20 protein-coding genes and 1 riboswitch are annotated in these 21,784 nt (G+C 70.1%); of the genes, 16 read left to right on the forward strand and 4 right to left on the reverse strand.

Features of this window, described 5'->3' with window-relative positions:
• Window positions 1–136 precede the first annotated feature (136 nt).
• The 5 genes from DI269_RS03065 to DI269_RS03085 all read left to right on the forward strand — a co-directional run bounded on the left by DI269_RS03065 (window position 137) and on the right by DI269_RS03085 (window position 6,482).
• A complete protein-coding gene (locus DI269_RS03065; RefSeq protein ID WP_269814133.1) occupies window positions 137–619 on the forward strand; it encodes a heat shock protein transcriptional repressor HspR in 483 nt (160 codons plus the stop codon).
• A 125-nt stretch (window positions 620–744) separates the two neighbouring features.
• On the forward strand, window positions 745–2,127 hold the full coding sequence (locus DI269_RS03070) for a hemolysin family protein (RefSeq protein ID WP_112133661.1): 1,383 nt from the start codon (window positions 745–747) through the stop codon (window positions 2,125–2,127).
• Entirely contained in the window at window positions 2,124–3,281 is a 1,158-nt protein-coding gene (locus tag DI269_RS03075; protein ID WP_112133662.1) for a hemolysin family protein, read from the forward strand. Before DI269_RS03070 ends, DI269_RS03075 begins: the two co-directional genes overlap by 4 nt.
• A 39-nt stretch (window positions 3,282–3,320) precedes the next feature.
• Window positions 3,321–4,649: a coiled-coil domain-containing protein gene (locus DI269_RS03080; protein ID WP_112133663.1), complete on the forward strand. Its 1,329-nt coding sequence runs from the start codon at window positions 3,321–3,323 to the stop codon at window positions 4,647–4,649.
• Window positions 4,650–4,865: 216 nt separating this feature from the next.
• Entirely contained in the window at window positions 4,866–6,482 is a 1,617-nt protein-coding gene (locus DI269_RS03085; RefSeq protein ID WP_112133664.1) for a beta-N-acetylhexosaminidase, read from the forward strand.
• 201 nt (window positions 6,483–6,683) lie between these two features.
• On the opposite strand, the gene DI269_RS03090 is transcribed toward DI269_RS03085, so the two are convergent.
• Window positions 6,684–7,619: a C40 family peptidase gene (locus DI269_RS03090; RefSeq protein WP_157974733.1), complete on the reverse strand. Its 936-nt coding sequence runs from the start codon at window positions 7,617–7,619 to the stop codon at window positions 6,684–6,686.
• Between the two features lie 9 nt (window positions 7,620–7,628).
• Window positions 7,629–7,781, reverse strand: a riboswitch (cyclic di-AMP (ydaO/yuaA leader).
• Window positions 7,782–7,987: 206 nt separating this feature from the next.
• Here DI269_RS03090 and DI269_RS28540 point away from each other — a divergent pair.
• The 8 genes from DI269_RS28540 (at window position 7,988) to DI269_RS03130 (ending at window position 12,734) form a co-directional block, all read left to right on the forward strand.
• The gene (locus tag DI269_RS28540) at window positions 7,988–8,341 is read left to right on the forward strand and encodes a metal-sensitive transcriptional regulator (RefSeq protein ID WP_112133666.1); all 354 of its coding nucleotides are present in this window, start codon (window positions 7,988–7,990) and stop codon (window positions 8,339–8,341) included.
• A 12-nt stretch (window positions 8,342–8,353) separates the two neighbouring features.
• The gene (locus tag DI269_RS03100) at window positions 8,354–8,563 is read left to right on the forward strand and encodes a heavy-metal-associated domain-containing protein (protein ID WP_112133667.1); all 210 of its coding nucleotides are present in this window, start codon (window positions 8,354–8,356) and stop codon (window positions 8,561–8,563) included.
• Window positions 8,564–8,653: 90 nt separating this feature from the next.
• Window positions 8,654–8,836 carry a hypothetical protein gene (locus DI269_RS03105; RefSeq protein WP_112133668.1) on the forward strand — a complete coding sequence of 61 codons (183 nt, stop codon included), beginning with the start codon at window positions 8,654–8,656 and terminating at the stop codon, window positions 8,834–8,836.
• Between the two features lie 12 nt (window positions 8,837–8,848).
• Window positions 8,849–9,205 carry a hypothetical protein gene (locus DI269_RS03110; RefSeq protein WP_112133669.1) on the forward strand — a complete coding sequence of 119 codons (357 nt, stop codon included), beginning with the start codon at window positions 8,849–8,851 and terminating at the stop codon, window positions 9,203–9,205.
• Window positions 9,206–9,424: 219 nt separating this feature from the next.
• Window positions 9,425–9,799 (forward strand): hypothetical protein, encoded by a 375-nt coding sequence (locus DI269_RS03115; RefSeq protein WP_112133670.1) that lies wholly within the window; start codon window positions 9,425–9,427, stop codon window positions 9,797–9,799.
• Between the two features lie 12 nt (window positions 9,800–9,811).
• Window positions 9,812–11,605, forward strand: a complete 1,794-nt coding sequence (locus DI269_RS03120) for an alpha/beta hydrolase (RefSeq protein ID WP_112133671.1) — start codon at window positions 9,812–9,814, stop codon at window positions 11,603–11,605.
• 119 nt (window positions 11,606–11,724) lie between these two features.
• Window positions 11,725–12,336 carry a hypothetical protein gene (locus DI269_RS03125; RefSeq protein ID WP_157974734.1) on the forward strand — a complete coding sequence of 204 codons (612 nt, stop codon included), beginning with the start codon at window positions 11,725–11,727 and terminating at the stop codon, window positions 12,334–12,336.
• A 38-nt stretch (window positions 12,337–12,374) separates the two neighbouring features.
• Window positions 12,375–12,734 carry a hypothetical protein gene (locus tag DI269_RS03130; RefSeq protein ID WP_157974735.1) on the forward strand — a complete coding sequence of 120 codons (360 nt, stop codon included), beginning with the start codon at window positions 12,375–12,377 and terminating at the stop codon, window positions 12,732–12,734.
• 109 nt (window positions 12,735–12,843) lie between these two features.
• Here DI269_RS03130 and DI269_RS03135 read toward each other — a convergent pair whose 3' ends face one another.
• Genes DI269_RS03135 through DI269_RS03145 form a run of 3 tightly spaced genes read right to left on the reverse strand, consistent with a single transcriptional unit; the run spans window position 12,844 to window position 16,538 of the window.
• Entirely contained in the window at window positions 12,844–13,731 is an 888-nt protein-coding gene (locus tag DI269_RS03135; protein WP_112133674.1) for a sugar ABC transporter permease, read from the reverse strand.
• Window positions 13,728–15,269 carry an ABC transporter permease subunit gene (locus tag DI269_RS03140; protein ID WP_232822594.1) on the reverse strand — a complete coding sequence of 514 codons (1,542 nt, stop codon included), beginning with the start codon at window positions 15,267–15,269 and terminating at the stop codon, window positions 13,728–13,730. The genes DI269_RS03135 and DI269_RS03140 overlap by 4 nt, the downstream gene beginning before the upstream one ends.
• 36 nt (window positions 15,270–15,305) lie before the next feature.
• Window positions 15,306–16,538 carry a sugar ABC transporter substrate-binding protein gene (locus DI269_RS03145; RefSeq protein WP_112133676.1) on the reverse strand — a complete coding sequence of 411 codons (1,233 nt, stop codon included), beginning with the start codon at window positions 16,536–16,538 and terminating at the stop codon, window positions 15,306–15,308.
• A 153-nt stretch (window positions 16,539–16,691) separates the two neighbouring features.
• On the opposite strand from DI269_RS03145, the gene DI269_RS03150 reads away from it, so the two are divergent.
• The 3 genes from DI269_RS03150 to DI269_RS03160 all read left to right on the forward strand — a co-directional run bounded on the left by DI269_RS03150 (window position 16,692) and on the right by DI269_RS03160 (window position 21,706).
• Entirely contained in the window at window positions 16,692–17,690 is a 999-nt protein-coding gene (locus DI269_RS03150; protein ID WP_112133677.1) for a LacI family DNA-binding transcriptional regulator, read from the forward strand.
• Between the two features lie 15 nt (window positions 17,691–17,705).
• A complete protein-coding gene (locus DI269_RS03155) occupies window positions 17,706–19,256 on the forward strand; it encodes a glycoside hydrolase family 13 protein (protein WP_112133678.1) in 1,551 nt (516 codons plus the stop codon).
• 344 nt (window positions 19,257–19,600) lie between these two features.
• The gene (locus DI269_RS03160; RefSeq protein ID WP_112133679.1) at window positions 19,601–21,706 is read left to right on the forward strand and encodes a peroxidase family protein; all 2,106 of its coding nucleotides are present in this window, start codon (window positions 19,601–19,603) and stop codon (window positions 21,704–21,706) included.
• The last annotated feature ends 78 nt before the right edge of the window (window positions 21,707–21,784 follow it).

The following is a 21,784-nucleotide window of genomic DNA, read 5'->3' on the forward strand; positions in this document are numbered from 1 at the left end:
CCGGCCGGCGCGCGATCGCCGCGGCCGCGTCCTCGATGCGGGCCCGCGCACGCGCCGCCCTGTGGCGGCGGGTGATGTGGAGCGGCGCGCTGCACACCGATGACGAGCAAGGGGACACCGAACAAGGGAGGGAACCGTGACCGCCTCGGACCGCACCGGTTCGCCTGACCGGCCCGCCGACATGACCGCGCACCGCCAGGTGCGCGTCGAGATCACGTACGGCCGCGGCGGACTCGACGAGGAGATCGACTTCGACGCGAAGATCCTGGCGATCTCCGCGGCCGCCGAGCTCGCCGGGATGCACCCGCAGACCCTCCGCCAGTACGACCGGCTCGGCCTCGTCGAGGCCGGCCGCACGCCCGGCGGCGGCCGCCGCTACTCGGCCCGCGACGTGTCGCGCCTGCGCGAGATCCAACGCCTGAGCCAGGACGAGGGCGTGAACCTCGCCGGCATCAAGCGGATCATGGACCTCGAACGCGAGGTCCAGGCGATCCGCGCCGAGGCCCAGGCCGTCGTCGAGGAGCTCCAGCGGGCCCGCCGCCAGCTCGCCGAGCTGCGCGCCCTCGCCGGCCCGTTCGGCCGCTCCACCGACATCGTCCTGTGGCGGGGCGAACAATGATGCGCGCTTGCCCGTCCTTTCGGTCCCGTTAAGATCGGGCCCATGCGACGCAAACGACGACGATATCGAAGTCCGCGGCCCCGCGGCGGCCTTCTAGCATCGGAGCCTCCCAGGGGGAGTGAGCGGTGCTCATAGCGATCGGGCTGGTCATCATCCTGGCCGTCACCGCCGCCACGGGTTTCTTCGTGGCACTCGAATTCGCCTACACCGCGGTCGACCGGTCCAAACTGGAGGACCTCGCCGCCGGGCCCGACGCCAAGCGGGCCTCCCGGGCGCGCCGCGCCCTCAAGATCTGCGGCCGGCTGTCGTTCGCCCTCTCGGGCGCGCAGCTCGGCATCACCGTCACCGCCCTGTTCGTCGGCTTCTTCGCCGAGCCCTACCTCGGTGAGGGGCTCGCGCAGCTCCTCGGCGTCGCGGGCGTCCCCGCCGCCGTCTCGGTCACCGCGGGCACCGTCGTCGCGTTCGTCATCGCCAACGTCGTGCAGATGATCCTCGGCGAGCTCGGCCCCAAGAACCTCGCGATCGCCCGCACCGAGGCCCTCGCGCTCGTCCTCGCGGCCCCCACCCACGCGTACCTGACGGTGTGCGGGCCGATCATCCGCTTCTTCGACGCCGCCTCCACGAAGTTCCTCAACCTCCTCGGCATCCAGCCCGTGGAGGAGCTGGAGCAGAACGCGACCGCCGAGGACCTCCACCGGATCATCGACGTCTCCCGCGACGAGGGCGCCCTCGACGAGGAGCTGTCGATCCTCCTCGACCGCGGCCTCGACTTCTCCGACACCGTCGCCGAGCAGGCCATGACCCCGCGCGTCGGCGTCCAGACCCTCCCCGCCGACGCCACCGTCGCCGACGCGGTCGCCGCGCTCGCCGACGGGCACTCGCGCTTCCCGGTCGTCGGCGACGACGTGGACGACCTGCGCGGCGTCGTCGGCATCGGCCAGATCATCGCCGTCCCGCGCGAAGCGCGATCGGCCGTGACCGTGGTCGAGATCGCCGACCCCGCGATGCTCGTCCCCGCCTCGCTCCCGCTCCCGCAGCTGCTCGAAGAGATGCGCGGGCGCCACCGCCAGCTCGCGTGCGTCGTCGACGAGTTCGGCGGCTTCGCCGGGATCGTCACCCTCGAAGACCTCGCCGAGGAGCTGGTGGGGGAGATCCGCGACGAGCAGGACCGCTTCGAGGCCGTCCCCGTCGCCCTCGCCGGCGGCGGCTGGCTCATCCCCGGGCGCTGGCGCGTCGACGAGGTCGCCGACGCCACCGGCATCCAGCTCCCCGAAGGGGAGCACTACGAGACCATCGCCGGGCTCGTCATGTCCGAGCTCGGCCGCGTCGCCCACCCCGGCGACACCGTCGAAGTGGCCACCGCCGCGGCGAGCGACTTCTACGACGAGGACGGCGACGGCGAGGCCGACCCGGTCCCGCGCAGCGTCAAGCTCGTCGTGGTCTCCTCCGCCCGCCACGTGCCGCAGGCGATCGAGCTGCGCCCGGCCGACCGCCAGGAGGCGAAGTGAGCACCGGTTCGGCCCTCCTCGTCTCCGCGATCCTCCTGGGCGCCAACGCGTTCTTCGTGGCCGCCGAGTTCGCGCTCGTGGCCTCGCGCCAGCACCGGCTCGAACAGGACGGCTCCGCCGCGGCCCGGGCCGCCCTGCGCGGCACCAGGAACCTGTCGCTCATGCTCGCGGGCGCCCAGTTGGGCATCACCGCGTGCACCGTCGGCCTCGGCGCGCTCGCCGAGCCGGCCCTCGCGCACACCATCGAGATCCCCTTGGAGCGCATCGGGCTCGAAGCGGCGGCGCACCCGATCGCGTTCGCGATCGCGCTCGTCATCGTGGTGTTCCTCCACATGGTCGTCGGCGAGATGATGCCGAAGTCCTGGGCGATCACCCACCCCGAGTCCTCGGCGATGGCGCTCATCTGGCCGTTCACCGGCTACGTGTGGGTGACCAAGCCGATCCTGCTGGGCCTCAACCACGGCGCGAACGCCATGCTCCGCCTGTTCAAAGTGGAGCCCGCCGACGAGAAGGCGCAGGCGCACTCCCCCGAGGAGCTGCGCTACCTGCTGCGGTCCTCGGCCGCCGCGGGCGTCCTCGGCGAGGAGGAGCACCAGATGCTCTCCCACGCCATCGAGGTGCAGCGCCGCCGCGTCAGGACCGTGCAGATCCCCTGGGCCGAGGTCGTCACCATCCCCGCCGCCGCGACCGCCGTCGCCGCCGAGGAGCGCAGCCGCGCCACCGGGCGCTCGCGCCTGGTCGTCGTCGACGCCGACGAGCGCCCCGTCGGCCTCGTCCACGTCCGCGAGGCCGTCCAGGCCGAACCGGACGCCTCGGTCGCCGACCTCGCCGCGGCCCCGCTGCTCGTCGCCGCCGACACCACCGTCGCCGGCGCCGTCACGCTCATGCGCCGCCAGCGGTCCCAGCTGGCCCTCGTCGTCGCCTCCCAAAAGCCCGGCGCGGACCGCGAGGTCACCGGCCTGGTCGCCATGGAGGACCTCCTCGAAGAGATCATGGGCGACTTCTACGACGAGACCGACAAGACCGCATTAGCCACCGGATACCAGAGAGGGCCTCGGCTTCGGCTGGGGCCCTTCTCGTTCGCCACTGGACGTTTTCGGCGCGACACGCGCGCCGGGCGTGTTCGTCGCGCGTTTCGGGCCCTTCAGGCGTGATCATGATTCATCAACCGTTTCCTGTGACTCTGGAAGACCATGTCGAAATTCTTCGAGGAAACCGGGCCCGAATTCGCCGTCTCCATGCGCGGCTACGACCGCCACCAGGTCGACGAGTTCACCTCCCGGCTGTATCAGAACATCAAGACCCACGAGCAGCACCGCGACGAGGCGGCGCGGGCATTGGAGGCCGCGGAGCAGCAGCTGCGCCGGGCCGAGGAGCGCATCGGCGCCCTGGAGCGGCGCGTGTCCGAGCGCGCCACCCAGATCGCCGAGGCCGAGCAGCCGACCCTCGCCGGGCTCGGCGCCCGCGTCGAGAAGATCCTCCGCGCCGCGGAGCAGGACGCCGGCGTCCAGAAGGCCGACGCGAAGCGCCAGGCCACCGCCCTGATCACCGAGGCGCGCACCGAGGCCGACGCGATGATGCGCGCCGCCCACGCCGAGGCCGCCGAGATCACCGCGACCACCGACCAGGACGTCACCGAGATCCGCTCCCGCGCGGTCAACGAGACCACCGAGCTGCGCGAGAACGCCCGCCGCAACCACGACCTCGCCGTCGCCGACGCCCACCGGGAGGCCCAGACCGCGCAGAGCCAGTCCCGCGCCGGGGCCGAGAAGACCCGCTCACAGGCCGAGCGGGAGATCGCGGTCATGCGCGCGACGTCCGAGCGCGAGATGACCGAGCTCAAGTCGATCGCCGCCCGCGAATCCGACCAGCAGCGCAACGCCGCCCACCAGCTCCTGGCCGAGGCCGCCGAGTTCCGCAAGAAGAAGACCCAGGAGCTCACGCTCGCCGAGGCCGACCGGCGCGAGCGGGCCCAGAAGGAGGAGGCCGACCGGCACCAGCAGGCCATCGCGACCGCGCAGCGCATCGTCTCCGAGGCCGAGGACCGGCTCGCGCTCGCCGAGGAGCGGGCCCGCTCGTCCGAGAACCGGGCGGTCGAGCGCCGCGAGGAGGCCGACCAGCAGGCGAAGGACGCCGTGGGCCGCGCCGCCGAGCAGGTCAAGTCCATCAAGTCGGAGTCCGCCACCGAGGCGGCGCGGCTGCGCCGCAGCGCCGAGGAGCGGGCCGCCGAGCGCGTCCAGCCCCTCGCCGAGGAGGTCGCGGCCCTGGAGCGCCAGCGGGACAGCGCCGGCTCCAACCTCACCGACCTGCGCCGCCAGCTGGGCCTGGTCTCGGGGGAGGAGGAGAAGACGGTCTCCTCCAGCCTGTCGAGCTCCTTCGACTCGCCCGCAACGGGTTCGGGCTACGACTCGCCGTCGTCCAGCGGGGTGTTCGAGTCGGAGTCGGCGCCGCTGCCGATCAACCGGCAGCGGGAGTCGCCCGAGGACCTGGACGCCACCCAGCACCTGCCGAAGGTGCACTAGAACCGCTCCACCGCCACGCGCCGTGGTCGCCGCTGCCGAGCAATCCGCTCTACGCACTGGCCGACCGCGGCGCGGCCCTATATTATAAATAAACTGAACTAATTCGTGGGAGCGTCGCGCCCCAGCCCGGGGCCGGGACCCTTCGAACCGGCTCTGCCGCGCGGCCTCCGCCGCGAGCCGGACAACTGCACCACTGACCACAGGAGCCCCCGCACTATGCAGCGCCGCATCTCGCTGATCCCCCAGCCGCAGCAGCTCACGGCCGCCGACGGCGACCTCGACCTGAGCACCCTCGACGCCATCGCCGCCGACCCCGAGCTGCACCCCCTCGCCTGGCTCCTGTCCGACCTCCTCAACCGGGGCACCGGCCTGCGACTCACGGTGACCGGCCCCTCCGAGGGCCGCGTCCTGCGCCTGCGCCTCGAAGGCGACCGGCCCGCGGACCTGACGACCGCCGCCGAGGCCTACCGCCTCGACGTCACCGAAGGCGGCGTCGACCTCGCCGCCGCCCACCCCGCCGGCATCGCCCGCGGCATCGCCACCCTCCGCCAGCTCCTCCCCGCCGACGCCCTCCGCGAGGCCCCCGCCGCCGCGCCGGTCCTCCCGCACGTGTCGATCACCGACGAGCCGCGCCTGCGCTGGCGGGGGGTCATGCTCGACGTCGCCCGGCACTTCCAGCCCAAGGACTTCGTCCTCAAGATGATCGACCGGGCCTGGCTCCACCGCCTCAACGTCGTCCACCTCCACCTCACCGACGACCAGGGCTGGCGCTTCGAGATCCCCTCGCGCCCCAGGATCGCCGACGTCGCCTCCTGGCGCACCGAGACCAAGATCGGCCACGCCCGCGACGAGGCCTCCGGCTACGAGAGCACCCCCCACGGCGGGTTCTTCTCCGTCTCCGACCTGCGCGAGATCGCCTCCTACGCGCGCGAGCGCCACGTCCTCATCGTCCCCGAGGTCAACCTCCCCGGGCACGCCCGCGCCGTCCTCGCCGCCTACCCCGAACTCGGTGCGGGCGAAGGAAAGCCCGTCTCCCCGACCTTCGGCGTCTTCGAGGAGGTCCTCGAACCCACCCCCGAGGCCCTCGACTTCGCACTGGAGGCCTACACGGCCGTCGCCGAGGTCTTCGAGGGCCCGTTCGTCCACATCGGCGGCGACGAGGTCCCCATGACCCAGTGGGAGACCTCCCCGGTCGCCCGCGAGCTCATGGAGCGCGAGGGCATCGAGGACGTCCGCGGCGTCCAGGCCTGGTTCACCAAGGCGTTCTGCGACCGCCTCACCGCCATGGGCAAGCGCGTCATCGGCTGGGACGAGATCCTCGACGGCGGCGCCCCCGCCGAGGCCGTCGTCCACGTGTGGCGCAACGAGGCCTACATCAAGAAGGCCGTCGCCGCCGGCCACCAGGTCGTCGCCTCCCCCGAGCCCTACGCCTACTACGACCACTACGAGAGCGACGACCCCGAAGAGCCCCTGCGCATCCACGGCCTCACCACCGTCGACAAGGTCGCCGGCTGGGACCCCGTCCCGTCCGGCGTCGACCCCGAGCAGGTCCTCGGCATCCAGTGCCAGCTCTGGTCGGAGTACCTGCCGACCCCCCGCGACGTCGAGTACTCGGCGTTCCCGCGCCTGTCCGTCCTCGCCGAGGTCGGCTGGACGAACCTCGACGTGCGCGAGGCGAACCCCGTCCGGGACCGGCTCCCCGACCACCTGGAGCGCCTGCACGCCATGGGCATCGACTACCGGCCGCTCACCGGCCCCGAGCGCTGGCAGCGCGGCGGCACCGGCCGCCGGGCCCGCTACAACTGGACGTTCGAGGAGCACCAGCCGGAATGACCCGCCGGTAACTGAAACTTGAGAAGCCCTTGCGGCCCGCCGGAGCGGATCGCAAGGGCTTCTTTACGATAGAGGTCCCCGGCGGCGGTACGGGCTATTGCGGGGTCAGCAGCAGGGTCAGCAATGGGAGCACCCGCGCCGCCGCCGGGGAGTCTTCGCACTCCGGACCCGAAGGCCCGGAGGACGTCTCGCGGCCATCGGCTACGGCCGGCCGTACCCGTCGATGCTCATCACGTCGAGGTCCGCGATCTTGACCACGGTCGTCGAGTTGGGGGCGTGGATGATCTCGCCGTTGCCGATGTAGATCGCCACGTGGCTCAAGTCGTTGTAGAACACGAGGTCGCCGGGCTGGAGCTCGTCGCGGGAGATCCGCGCCGTCTCGTTCCACTGCATGTCCGTGTTGTGCGACAGGGACACCCCGGCCGCGCCCCACGCGCCCTGCGTCAGGCCCGAGCAGTCCCACTCGTCGGGGCCGTCGGCGCCGTACACGTAGTCGTCGCCGAGCTGGTCGTACGCGAACGCCACGACCGCGGAGTCGCCGGTGTAGTCGCCCCACTCCTCCTGGTACTCCTCCTGGACCGCGTCGTCGTACTCCGCTTCGAGCGAGTCGATCTGGTCCTCGATCTCGTCCTGCTGGGACTCGATCTCGGCGAGGATCTCGTCGGCGCTGGCCTGGAGGGCCTGGAGTTCGGCCTGGCGGGTCTCCAGCTCCTCGATCTGCGTGAGGGCGTCCTGGAGGGCCGCGCTCTCCCCGTCGGAGAGCGTCGAGAGGTACATGAGGCGGTCGGCGAAGTCCGAGGGGTCCCCGGCGAGGACCGAGTTGACCATCGCGAAGTCGCCGCCGGTGTAGGCGGTCGCCGCGATCTCTCCCATGCGGTCCTGCGCGGCCAGGCCCGCGGCCTCCAGCTCCGGCAGCTGCGCCTCGATGTCGGCGATCAGCTGGTTGGCGTCGTCGAGCTCCTCGCGCTTGGCGTTGTAGTCCTCGATGACCTTCTCGAGCTCGGAGTGCTGCTCGTCGATCTCGGCCTGGATCTCCTCGCTGGTCTGCGCGGACGCCTGCGAGGACGTGAACAGCGCTCCCGCTAGGGGGAGCAGGGCCGCGGCCGTGATGCCGGCCGCGATACGCCGGGTACGCACCAAGGGATGCGCTCCTTCCTTTGGCCGCCTACCGGGTTAGCTGTCGGGTTCGGGCGGAAGGAAGGGTCGCCCTACGCGCATCGCGCGATTCACCCCGCCGGCCGTGCTTGAGCGGCCGACTGCTGGTTCCCCGGCTCGGCGAAGCTGGGGCGCTTCACCGACTCGACGGTGTCGCACGGTGGATACGGGGTGTATCGCAAGTTTCCGACGCGACGGCTTCACGTTAGAGGGCGTTCCCTACGGTGACAAGGGCAGGGGGAGAATTTCTCGCACAATGGCACGGAATACTACGGCCCGCTGCACGTGCATGACGAGCAGTTGCCGTCATACCCCGCAGGGGTATAGTATGACGACTGGAGGGAAGCGACATGGCAAGCGAAGAGACCCCGGACGGCTCGCACGCGCCGAGCCCTGACGGCGGCGACGGCGGTCACGACCACTACTGGTACCACGGCGACAAGGCGGCCATCACGCGCCGCCTCAAGCGCATTGAAGGCCAGATCCGCGGCATCCAGCGGATGGTCGACGACGACCAGTACTGCATCGACATCCTGACCCAGATCTCCGCCTCCACCAAGGGCCTCCAGGCCGTCGCGCTCAACCTCCTCGAAGGCCACCTGGCCCACTGCGTCGCCGAGGCGCAGACCTCCGGTGACCCGACCGCCGCCGAAGCCAAGGTGAAGGAAGCCTCGGACGCGGTGGCCCGCCTGCTCAGAACCTGAAATGGAGCCACCATGGAAACCGTGTACGTCGTCAAGGGCATGACCTGCGGCCACTGCGCCGGCAGCGTCACCCAGGAGCTCTCCGCGCTCCCCGGCGTCGAGAACGTCGACGTCGCCCTCGACACCGGCAAGGTCACCGTCAAGAGCGAGACCGCCCTCACCGAGGACCAGGTCCGCGAAGCGGTCGACGAGGCCGGCTACGAACTCGTCGGTGTCGCGTAAGACGAACATGGAGGCCCTGAACACCGGTTCACCCGGTGTTCAGGGCCTCGCCGTTGCGCCCGCCGGGACCCCCTGACGTAAAGTCGAGGCATGGCAGTCTCCGATGACGACCGTTCCGTCGAGCTCGACGAGGACTTCTCGGTGCTCCCGGACCAGACCTCCGACGACACCGACCAGGGCTGGGGCGAGGCCCCCGCCCCCCGCCGCACCCGGCGCGAGCTCTCCTCCCGAGACCTCGACCTCCTCGCCGAGCGCCCCCCGCACTGGTCTTAAGGCGGTACCGCGATGGCAGACGCATTCCCGCCCGACGAGCGCATCGAACTGATCGCGCGCTCCATCCTCCTGCGCGCCGGCATCTCCCGCTTCCAGGAGGAGCGCCGCGCCAACTGGGACCGCCTCGCGAAGGCCCACCGCCCCGCCGACGTCGACGCCCGCCTCCAGAACGCCGAGGACCTCCAGACCCTCGACGACGCCCTCCGCCTCATGGACCGCGCCATCGACCTCCTCGAATCCCCCACCGAGGACCGCGTCGCCGTCGTCGCCTTCGGCATCGAACAGCTCCAGCACCGCGTCACCGAACTCGAGGAATACGCCGACCTCAAGGAGCCCATAGGCCTCCTCCGCGAACTCATCGAGTCCTGACCCGCGGAACCCGGGCTTCCACCGGGCGGGGGTCGCGCCCGCCCGCGCTGATTCCGTGCCCTGCTTCAAAACGCACGCTCCGGCCTCGGGCCCGGTCGTGACAAGAGGGACATGTACCCACGAATTAGCACAGGGCGAGTAGCCTGTCACTGACCGAACCCCGCGGCCAGAACGGATCCCCGCAGATGCCCGATACTCCCGGCACCCCGGAGCCAGCGCATGTCCGGCGCTGACGTCTTCGCCATGGAACCCGACGAGGTCCACAGATCCGTCGAGATCCTCTTCGACGTCGAAGCCGAAGTCAACCGGCAGACCACCGAGCTCGTCCAAGCCACCACCGAGACCGCCCAGACGCTCGCCGACTCCGACATGGCGATCGGCGCCGCGCTCGCCGAAGCGGCCGAATGGTGGAACGCCGACCGCGCCGGAGGCTTCACCAGCCTGTGCGGCAACACCGGTGAATACCTCGCCGTATGCGCTGAAGACGCCGTCGAGGTCGACGACTACACCGCCGGCGACTTCGCCTCCCTCGCCGACCACGACCGCTACCCGGGCCGGGCCAACGAGAACGCCTCGGCCCGCCCCGACTGGTAGGAGCGCCCGAGCATGAGCGACATGTCATGGAAGGACCTCCGCGACCTGGAGTGCGCCAACCTCCGATGGGTCGGCGAAAGCTGGAAGACCTACGCGACCGCGATGGTCGAGCAGACCGAACGGCTGCGCACCGACGTCGTGGACGGCCACCTCAGCATCGACAACTACGAGTCCGACACCGCCGACACGGTCCGCGAGCAGATCGGACTCATCGGCGACCGGTTCGAGGACGACCTCTCGGACTACGCGACCATCCGCGTGTCCACCACCATGCTGGAGACCGCCGACGCACTGGAAGCCGAGCAGCTCGAACTCCGCGAGCTGGTGGGCTTGATCGAAGACCACGACTTCGAGATCGAAGGCGATCTCCACGAGTACGAAGTGAACCCCAGCGCGGCCCTCCACCGGGCGATCTGGGACCTGAAGCCCCCGGAGTGGCTCTGCGACCGGGTCGGCATCGACAGGGCCTCCGCCTGGTACGACCTCGCCTCGCAGGCCGATGCCCTCGTCCACATCAAGCCCGTGTACGACTCCGCGAAAGAACTCTGCGGCCAGTACCAGGACTGGCTGCGCGCCATCATGTCCCGCGCCCACGACGCCGACGACGACGCCGCGGCCGCGCTGTCGGCCATGAAGGAGAACCCGCCGGAACTCCCCCCGCAGTTCGGCGCGACCTACGACGACCTCATCGACGACTACAAGACCGCCCTGACCGAGGAGGTCGCCGCCGAGATGGAGGCGATCGCCAACGGCGACACCGACATGTCCCCCGAACAGGTCAACCAGTGGTGGGAGGACCTCAGCGACGCCGAGCGCGAAGCGCTGATCGCCGCGCACCCCGAATGGGTCGGCCCCACCGACGGCATCCCGACAACGGCCAGGGACACGGCCAACCGAGTGCTCCTCGACAACGAGATCGACAGCCTCGACGACCAGATCGCCTCCATCGAGGCGCAGCTCGCAGGCGCACGAGGATACGACGAAGGCGGGTCGGTCGACTACGACGCGCTCCAAGCGGAACTCGCAGCGCTCCGACAAGACCGCGACGACCTCGCCTCGCTTCAGGACCAGATCACCGACGACGAAGGAAACCCGGCCACATACGACAAGACCGGGCAGTCCTACTACCTGCTCGGTTTCGGCACGGAAGGCAGCGGCCAGGCCATCGTGTCCATCGGAAATCCCGACACGGCCGCCAATGTCAACGCCTATGTCCCGGGTACCAAGGCGGACCTCGGCGACGCCTCCGGTGGACTGATGGGCCGCACCGAGACCATGGCGCGCGACGCGTACAAGCTGGATCCGGGCAACGAGACCGCGACCATCCTCTGGCTTGGATACGATGCGCCGGATTCAGTTGCCCCCGAAGCGATGCAGGAGGAATGGGCCGAGGGCGCCGCGGAGGATCTCGAATCGTTCACCCAGGGCATCCGCGCCACCGGGGGAGAAGAGCCGTCGAACATGACTCTGACCGGTCACTCGTACGGCACCACCGTGATCGGGCTCGCCGCTTCAAGCGAAGGGGTCGATGCCGACAACCTCATTCTCGTCGCCTCTCCAGGAGTCACGGTCGACACGGCCGACGCGCTCGGTGTCGAGAGCGTGTACGCGACGACGAACGACCTGGATCCGATCGGCTGGGGATCGGTCCACGGCGCAGACCCCACCCGAGAGGCGTTCGGAGCGACCGAGATTGAAAGCGCCCCCGGGGGAGTCTCCGAGAACAACCACAGCACCTATTGGAACGAGAGCAACCAGACGGGACGCGATGCCATGGCCGGTGTGATCACAGGGGTCGCGGGATGACTTCGCCGAAACGCCTTCCTCGATCGATTCCCGTGACACGCCTCGGACGCGCCGGCTTCGCTGCGGTGGCGGCCGTGACCGCGATGAGCCTGTCCGCCTGTTCCCCCTCTGGAGAAGAAGTGAATCACCCGCCCGAGAGTGAATACACGCAGGCCGAGGCATACGCACCGATGGAGGCCGCGGCGGCCGACGCCGTTCTGGCGCTGCCGGACTTCCCGGGGTTCGAGCGAAGGATCTGGGCGGAGCTGCCGTGCTCGCACAACGGCATCGACGACTCCGATTACACGAGCATTGAGATCGACTACGAGTTCTCGCTGGAAAACTCTGGAAGCGACCTGGTCCGCGAGGCGTATACCGATGCCCTGCGGGACTACTGGACCTCGCTGGGATACGAGATCACCGATGAGTACGAGACCGAGCGAGGCGACCGCGTCGACCGCGGACTCGTCGTGCAGCGCGAAGACGGCATCGTGCTCTGGTACCGAGTGGTCGGCATCGTGTCCCTGACCATCCAGTCCGGCTGCGTCCCCGTCAGCGACCACGGCGAGATCGAGTACATCCCCCCGACCGGCGGCATCGAACCCGGCAGCGAGAACGACCTCGTCGAGGAGTACTTCCCCGACGGCATCCCCACCGACCAGGCCGCCGCGATCGATCCGTTCGCGAACGCCCAGGCGGTCGGCGCGCTCGTCCCCTTCGAAGCGCCTGGATCCTACGAAGACCTACTGTGAGCCGGGGCCATCCACCGTGGAGAGTGATGTTCGCGGCCGTGCTGCTCCAGATCCCTTGGCCGATCACGATTGCCGGTGTGTACATCTTGACGCGGTGCGGACCGGATGCAGAACCGGAGTGTGCGGGGTTCCAAGCCCCGATCGGGGCGTTCGTCCTCGTGGCCGTGTTCGCGATCCTGGTCGCCCTCTGTCCTGCGATCGCGGTGTGTAACGGCAGCAACGCCGCACGCAAGTTCATCATCGTGTTCCACCTTGGGGGCCTGTTCATCTCGGGCATATACATGTGGCCGATCCTTCTGTACTTCTTTGCCTGGTGTGCGGTCTGGGTTCTCCCGATCTTCGTCTCGATCGCCCTGTTCAGGCACCCCGTTTCCCGGGAATGGTGCGAGCAGCGCTGACACCGCGGCAACGCACAGGGCCCGGACCGTGGGGAGGGAGGCTCCCCCTGGTTCGGGCCCTGCGTTGCGCCCCATGAGGGGCGCGCGTGTCGAGCAGTGGTCTTGTGTCTTAACCCTTCACTGCCCCGCCGGTGAGACCGGAGACGATGTAGCGCTGGAGGCTCATGAACACGGCGACCGTGAGGATCGACGTGAGGAGCGTGCCCGCGGCGAAGATGCCGAAGTAGGAGGCCGGGGAGTTCTCCGCCGTCAGGGTCTTCAGGCCCACCGCGAGGGTCATCTCGGGCCGGTCGGTGAGGAACAGCGAGGCCAGGATGAAGTCGTTCATCGTCCCCACGAACGCCAGGATCCCCGAGATCGCGATGATCGGCGCCGCGAGCGGCAGGATCATGCCGAAGAAGATCTGCGCGTGGGAGGCCCCGTCGATCGTCGCGGCCTCGTCGAGCTCCTTCGGGATCGTGTCGAAGAAGCCCTTCATCAGCCAGGTCGAGACGCCCAGCGCCCCGCCCATGTACACGAGCATCAGGCCGAGCTTCGTGTTCAGGCCCGCTACGGGATAGAACTCGCCGATCGACCCGAAGATCAGGTACAGCGCCACGACGGCGAGGAACGCCGGGAACATCTGGATCAGCAGCAGGAACAGCAGCATCGGCCGCCGCCCCTTGAACCGGAACCGGCTGAACGCGTACGCCGCCAGCGACGAGATGAAGATCGAGATGAACGCCGCCGGGACCGCGATCATCAGCGAGTTCGCGAACCACGACGCGAACGGCACGTTGTCGTCGGTGAACAGCTTCTCGAAGTTGTTCAGCGAGAACGAGGTCGGCAGCAGGCTCGTCGAGGACAGCGTCCCGTTCGGGTTGAACGCCGCCGAGACGACGTAGACGATCGGCACCAGGCCGAAGATCAGCGCGGCCCAGGCAACGAGGTGGCGCCAGCCGGTGTCGCCGGCCCACTTGACGAACGGGTTGCGGCCCTTGCGCTTCACGGGGGTCATGAGTACACGTCCTCCTGGTTGCGGGTGAAGCGGAACATGACCGCCGAGATCGTGGCGACGATCAGGAAGATGAACACGCTGATGGCGCTGGCGAAGCCGTAGTCGGCGCTGGAGGAGCCGAAGGCCTGGCGGAACGCGTACGTGATGAGCAGGTCGGTGCCGCCGACGGCGTCGCCGGCCATGAACGGGTTGCCGCCCGAGAGCAGCTCGATCGCGTTGAAGTTGTTGAAGTTGAACGCGAACGAGGAGATCAGCAGCGGGGTGAGCGCGATGAGCAGCAGCGGCAGCGTGATCTTGCGGAACGCCGTGACGCCGGTGGCCCCGTCGATCTTCGCCGCCTCCAGCGAGTCCGACGGCAGCGCCTGGAGCGCGCCCAGCGAGATCAGGAACATGTACGGCCAGCCGAGCCAGGTGTTGGCGATGAGGACCATCGCGCGCGCCGACCAGGTGCCGCCGTACCAGTTGACGTTCAGGTTGAACAGCTCGTTGATCAGGCCGAAGTCGCGGTTGAACATCTGCGCCCACACCAGGAGCATCGCGAACGACGGCATGGCGTACGGCAGGATCATGAAGGCCCGGTAGACCTTCGTGCCCCGCATGCCGGGCCGGTTGAGGGCCATGGCGGTGCCGAGGCCGATCGCGAAGGTGAACAGGACCGAGCCGGCCGCGAACATGACGTTCCAGGCGAAGACGCCGAGGAACGGGCCGCGGATCTCGGGGTCGGTGATGACGTCGAGGTAGTTGCCGGCGCCGATGTTGACGCGCCAGCCGACGAGCGCGGCCTGGCCGTCCTCGGTGAGGAAGGTCCCGGTCTCGTTGTCGGCGTACCAGACCGTGTTCGTGGCGGTGTCGGTGATGCAGTCGCACGCCTCGTCGTAGGAGCGCGTCGACCGCCCCTCGAAGGCCGAGAGCCCCTGCACCTTGATGCCGGTCTCGGGCCCGGTCGGGACGGCGAGCTCGGCGAGTTCGCCCTGGCGCTCGTTGAGGTCGGCGAGGGTCCACACCGTGTAGCCGGGGGCGGCGGTGACGCGCCCCGTGGCGTCGACGGTCGCGCCGTCGAGTTCGGTGAGGCCCTCTTCCGTTCCGGCCCAGGTCGATCCGTCGGCCTGGTCGGTGAGCAGGAGGGTGAGCTCGCCGGAGGCGGACTCGCCGACGGCGAGCAGGTACGTCGCCCCGTCGGGGGTCTGCTGCACGCCCGCGGCGATGATCGCCTCGGTCGCCGACTCCTTGTCGACCCGGTGCCCGTCCCCGTAGTTGGAGAAGGAGGTGCCGATGGTGAGCACGACCGGGAGGATCTGGAAGGCGATGAGCAGCAGCGTGCCGGGGACCAGGTATTTCAGCTGGATCGCCCGGCGCTGGAGGTACACGTAGAAGACGACGGCCACGACGGCCGCCTCCAGCGCCAGGCCCCACCAGGCCCCGGCGGCGATGAGCGGCAGCGCCGCCCAGACGGCCAGCGCGGCGACCACCGCGAGTACCGCGATCTTGATGATCAGGCCCGCGGCGTTCACTGAGCCTTGGGCACGTTGGTCGAGCACAGTCCGATCCTTCGCTCGTCGGGGTCCTGCCGGGTTCTAGCCTGCGACGGCGTCGCGGATGGACGTCGCGGCGGTGGTGGCGGCGGCCTCGCCGGTGGAGACGCCGTCGATCGCGTCGGCCTCGGCGCGCCCGAAGGGCTCCCAGACGGCGTTCATGGCGGGGATGTTCGGCATCGGAGTGGCGTTCTCGCCGGCGGCGGCGAAGCCCTGGACGTCGGCGTTGCCGGCGGAGAAGGTCTCGGCGGCGGCGGTGAGCGCGGGGAGGCGTCCTCCGGCCTCGGCGAGCTTGACCTGGAGGTCCTCGGTGAGGACGTAGTTGGTGACGAACTCCTGGGCGAAGACGGCGTTCGCGGCGGTCGCGGAGACGTAGAAGCCCTGGACGCCGAGGAACGGCGAGGCGGGGCCCTGGCCTTCGAAGCCGGGGATGGCGGTGACCTCGTAGTTGAGGCCGGCGCCCTGGACGTCGGTGAGGGCCCACGGGCCGGAGATCATGAAGGCGGTCTTGCCGTCGACGAAGAACGGGATGGTGTTCGTGGCGTCGATGGTGGTCTTGAGGATCCCCGCGGCGCCGAGCTCGGCGAACTTGTCGAAGGCGGCGATGCCGCCGGCGGAGTCGACGCCGACGTCGGTCGGGTCGAGGTTGCCGGCGCCGTCGTCCTTGAAGAGGTAGCCGCCGAAGGACGCGAACAGCGGGTAGGCGCTGTAGGCGTTGCCGTCGACGCCGACCTCCATGGTGAGGACCTCGTCGGTGCCCGCGGCCTGGCCGGCGGTGATGAGCTCCTCGAAGGTGGCGGGGGCGTCGGGGGCGAGGTCGGTGTTGCGGATGAGGGCCAGGTTCTCGACGGCGTAGGCGACGCCGTAGAGGTTGCCGTCGACGGTGAAGGCCTTGACGGCGGCCTCGTTGAGGGCGGCCTGCTGGTCGGCGCTGAGGGTGATGGGGGAGATGACGCCGTCGGCGGCGAACTGGCCGGACCAGTCGTGCGCGCCGACGATGATGTCGGGACCCTGGCCCTGCTCGGCGGCGGTGAGGAAGTCCTCGCGGAGGGTCTCCACGTGCTCTTCGACGGTCACCTTCACGCCGACGGAGGTCTCGAAGTCCTTGACGAACTCCTTGAGGACGGGGGTGCGGGTCTCGTCGGCCCAGATGACCAGCTCACCTGAGAACTCGGAGGTCTCTTCGGTGCCGCTGTCGCTGTCGTCGCCGCAGGCGGCGGCCGCGCCGAGGGCGGCGGCGGAGACGGCGGTGATACCCAGGGTCCTTCTGCGCATGTCTTCTTTTCTCCTCATTGAGGGGCCCCGGGGCGGGGGCCGCTGGTCCGGGACTCGCGTCCCGACTTCCTAGAACATTAGCAAGATGTTTCAGAATCAGGAAAGCCTTGCAACCAAACTGTTGCCAAGTTTCAGATAGGCTAGTCTGTCATCATGCGGCTTCGACTCTCTGACATCGCCCGGCAGGCCGGGGTCAGTGAGGCAACGGTGTCCCGGGTGCTCAACGACAAGCCCGGCGTCGGTCAGCAGACCCGACAGTCCGTCCTCACTGCCCTCGACGTGCTCGGCTATGAACGCCCCCAGGCCCTCCGCAAGCACGCTATCGGCCTGATCGGCCTCGTGGTGCCCGAGCTGGAGAATCCGATCTTCCCGCTGTACGCGCAGACGATCTCGAACGTCCTGGCCGGTTCGGGCTACACCCCGGTGCTGTGCACCCAGACCCCCGGCGGGGTCTCCGAGGACGAGTTCGTCGAGATGCTCCGCGAAAGAGCGGTTGCCGGCATCATCTTCGTCTCGGGGCTGCACGCGGACACGACCGCGAGCACCGCACGCTACCAGGAGCTCAAGGACAAGCGCCTCCCGGTGGCCTTCGTCACCGGCCACCCCGAGGGCGTCGAGGCCGCCTCGTTCTCCTGCGACGACACCGTCGCCGCCCGGATCGCCGTGGAGCACCTCGCCGGACTCGGGCACGAGAAGATCGGCCTCGTCTCCGGCCCCGACCGCTACTGGCCGGTGCGCCGCAAGATCTCCGGGTACCGGGCCGCCATGCAGGGCGTCGGCCCCGAGCTCATCGAGCTGACCCTCTTCGGCGAGCAGGGCGGCCACGCCGCCGCGTCGCGCCTCATCGACCGCGGCGCGACCAGCGTCGTCTGCGGCTCGGACATGATGGCCCTCGGCGCGATCCGCGCCGCCGAGGAGCGCGGCCTCAACGTCCCGCAAGACTTTTCAGTCGTGGGCTACGACGACTCGCCGCTCATCGCCCACACCAACCCCCCGCTCACGACCGTGCGGCAGCCGGTGCGCGACATCGCCACCGCCGCGGCGCGGGCCCTGCTCGACGAGATCGCCGGGCAGCCCACCCCCTCGTCGGAATACCTGTTCCGACCCGAACTCGTCGTACGCGGTTCCACCGGTGCGGCCCCCCGAAACTGAAAGGCTGACTCACCGATGAGTGGAAACTGGTGGCGCGACGCGGTCATCTACCAGGTGTACCCGCGCTCGTTCGCCGATGCGGACGGCGACGGCATGGGCGATCTGGAGGGCATCCGCTCCCGCATCCCCTACCTCGCGCAGCTCGGCGTCGACGCCATCTGGCTGTCGCCGTTCTACGCGTCCCCGCAGAAGGACGCCGGCTACGACGTGTCCGACTACCGGGCGATCGACCCGCGCTTCGGCGACCTCTCGGATTTCGATCGGATGCTCGAAACCGCGCACGCCGCCGGCATCCGCCTCATCGTGGACCTCGTCCCCAACCACACCTCCTCGGAGCACGAGTGGTTCCAGGCCGCCCTCGCCGCGGCTCCCGGCTCGCCGGAGCGAGAGCGCTACCACTTCCGCGACGTCACCGACCCCGAAGTGCCGCCGAACAACTGGCAGTCGATCTTCGGCGGCCCCGCGTGGACGAAGACCGACGACGGGAAGCAGTGGTACCTGCACCTGTTCGACTCCTCCCAGCCCGACCTCAACTGGGACAACCCGGAGGTCCACGAGGAGTTCAAATCCGTGCTGCGGTTCTGGCTCGACCGCGGCGTCGACGGCTTCCGCATCGACGTCGCCCACGGCATGGTCAAGGCCCCGGGCCTGCCTGACACCGGCGGCGACGGCACCATCGAGATGATCGGCACCACCCAGGCCCCGTTCTTCGACCAGGACGGCGTCCACGACATCTACCGCACGTGGCGCCCGATCATCGAGGAGTACGAGGGCGACCGGATCTTCGTCGCCGAGGCGTGGACCGACTCGGCCGAGCGCCGCTCGCTGTACCTGCGCCCCGACGAGCTCCACCAGGCCTTCAACTTCGACCTCGTGCTCGCGCCGTTCAGCGCCGCCGACTTCCGCAAGGCCATCGACTCCGAGATCGCCAACAACGCCGGCGTCGGCGCCCCCTGCACCTGGGTGCTCTCCAACCACGACGTGCAGCGCCACGTCACCCGCTACGGCGGCGGCGAGGCCGGCCTCGCCCGCGCGAAGGCCGCGACGCAGCTGCTGCTGTCGCTCCCGGGCGTCGTGTACGTCTACCAGGGCGAGGAGCTGGGCCTCAACGAGGTCCTCGACCTGCCCGACGAGGTCCGCGAGGACCCGTCGTTCCACCGCACCGGCGGCGAGCAGATCGGCCGCGACGGCTGCCGCGTCCCGCTCCCCTGGAAGCGCGAGGGCGCCTCGCTCGGCTTCGGCCCCGCGGGCGAGCCGTGGCTGCCCCAGCCCGCCGACTGGGCCGACCTGTCGGTCGAGGCCGAGGACGGCGCCGCAGGCTCGACCCTGGAGTTCTACCGCCAGGCCATCGCCATCCGCAAGGGCCGCAAGGCGACCGGCCTGACCTGGCTCGCCGACCCCGGCGACAACGCGTTCGCGTTCGACAACGGCGCCCTGGTCGCGGTCGTCAACTTCGGCGACGAGCCCGTCCCGGTCTCCGGGTACGGCACCGAGGTGCTCCTGGCGAGCGCCGACCTCGTCGACGGGCACCTGCCGGGCGGCGCGACCGTCTGGTTCGCCAAGTAGCGCAAGACGTCTCAGGGGCGGCGGGCATCGGCCCGCCGCCCCTCGGCGTCCCCGGACCCGCGTCGCACACCCGGTCCGCCGGACCCGCCCCGGACCGGACTCCCGCCACTCCCGGGCCCTCGCAACCCACCTGTTCGGACCTGCGACGGACCCATGACGCAGGGGTTATTGCCCTTCGTCCCCTTCGGGCATAGATTCGGGTCCTCAATCGCATACCCCCGCGATGCCTGGCCGCCCGGCGCGGCCTCAGGGTTCTCCATCGCAACGCCGACCCTTCGGCGGAGCCGGGGCGCAGCCGGCGCCCGTGCCCGCGGTCTGCCGCGCTGACCCGTTGGAGACCCGCCATGACCCGACCCTCCCGACCGGACGCCCCGCGCGCCAGGTCAAGACGCCGCAACTCCCTCAAGATCGCCGCATTCGCCCTCGTCTTCCTCCTCGCCGCGACCCTCGCCGTGATGGCCGAGGCCCGCGGGCGCGGCCAGAGCCCCTCCCGGCCCATCGGCCTCGACCGGGCCCTCCCCTACGACATCGCCGCGCTCGACGGCGCCGGCAACAACGAGGACCACCCCGACTGGGGCGCAGCGGGTTCGGAGTACCAGCGCCTCGCCGACCCCGACTACGCCGACGGCATCGGCGCCATGCAGGAGGGCCCCGACCCGCGGTACGTCTCGAACCGCGTGTTCGCCGACGACCACGTCAACCTGTTCTCCGAACGCGGCCTCTCCCAGTGGAACTGGGCGTGGGGCCAGTTCGTCGTCCACAACATCGCCCTGCGCGCCACGGTCCCCCACGGCGACCCGGCCGCCGAGGCCGTGACCGTCCCCTTCGACAACGACGACCCCTTGGAGGAGTTCACGAACGACACCGGGACCCTCCCGTTCATCCGCTCGGCCCCCGCCGAGGGCACCGGCGTCGACTCGGCGCGCGAACAGGTCGACCTCCTCCCGTCCTACCTCGGCGGCTTCGAGGTGTACGGCGGCACCGAGGACCGCCTGGAATGGCTGCTCGACGGCGAGGTGAACGGCGACCTGACCGACAACGCCGCGACGTTCATGCTCGACGGCGGCTACCTCCCGACCGCCGACTTCCGCGGCGACTCCGCCACGGCCCCATACATGGACGCGAGCGGGCGCCTCATGGGCACGCCCGAGGCCGCGATGGTCACCGGCGACGTCCGCGCCAACCAGTCCCCCTCGCTCCTGGCCCTCTCCACCCTCTTCGCGCGCGAGCACAACCGGATCGTCGACGAGCTGCCGCGGCGCCTGTCCGCCGAGGCGAAGTTCGAGATCGCCCGCCGCATCGTGGTCGCCGAGATCCAGCGGATCACGTACGAGGAGTTCCTGCCCGCCCTGGGCGTCGAACTCCCCGAGTACGAAGGCTACGACCCGAACGTGCAGGTCCAGGTCTCGAACGAGTTCGCCACGATCGCGTTCCGGGCCCACTCGATGATCCACGGCGACTTCCTCATCTCCGTCGCCAGCGGCTACTACACCGACGAGGAGCTGGAGGCGTTCGAGGCGGCCGGCCTCGAAGTGGAGGCCGGCACCGAAGTGGAGGCCGAGGCCCCGGCGGGCCTGATGTTCTTCAACCCGGACCTGTTCCGCGACGTCGGCCTGGAGGCCTTCGTCCACGGCATGTCGGTGCAGACCCAGTACAACAACGACGCCATGGTGGACAACCAGATCCGCTCGGTCCTCAACCAGGTCCCGGTGGACGGCGCCACGGACTGCCTCGACGCCGCCGACTGCTTCACGATGGTCACCGACCTGCCCGCGCTCGACCTGGTCCGCGCCCGCGACCACGGCCTGCCCGGGTACAACGACCTGCGCGAGGCCTTCGGCCTGGAGCGGGCCGCCGACTTCACCGACGTCACCGGCGAGGCCACCCAGGACCTCCCCGAGGGCATGACCGTCGACTCCCCGGAGGCCATGGCGTTCACCGCCTTCGCCGACGCCGAGGGGAACGCGGTCACCGAGGAGGAGGCCCGCGGCGACGGCGCCGCGGTCACCGCGACCCGCGCCTCGACGCTCGCCGCGCGCCTGGCGGCGATCTACGGCGACACCGACTCCCTCGACGCGATCACCGGCCTCATGGCCGAGCCGCACCTGCCGGACTCGGAGTTCGGCGAGCTCCAGCACGCCATGTGGGCGGGCGAGTTCGCGATGCTCCGCGACGGCGACCGGTTCTTCTACGAGAACGACGACGCCCTGGACTTCATCGCCGACCAGTACCGGATCCGGCCCGCCGGCACCCTGGCCGAGCTCATCGCCGACAACTCCGAGATCGACCGCGACGACCTCCAGGACAACGTCTTCTTCGCCGAGGAGATCGCGCCCCTCCCGGTCGGCGCCGACGACGAGGACCGCCCCGGCCGCGACTGCCGCCGCGACCTCGCCGTCGCCGAGAACCGCTGCCACGGCCGCCGCTTCCGAGAACCCGAGCGCAGCTGAGGACAGCGGCGGGCCCCGCGGCCCTCCAGCCGCGGGGCCCGTCACCCGCCTTGCGGGGCAAGGCGAAGGGCCCGGACG

Source organism: Glycomyces dulcitolivorans, assembly GCF_003265355.1.
Taxonomy (GTDB): domain Bacteria; phylum Actinomycetota; class Actinomycetes; order Mycobacteriales; family Micromonosporaceae; genus Glycomyces; species Glycomyces dulcitolivorans.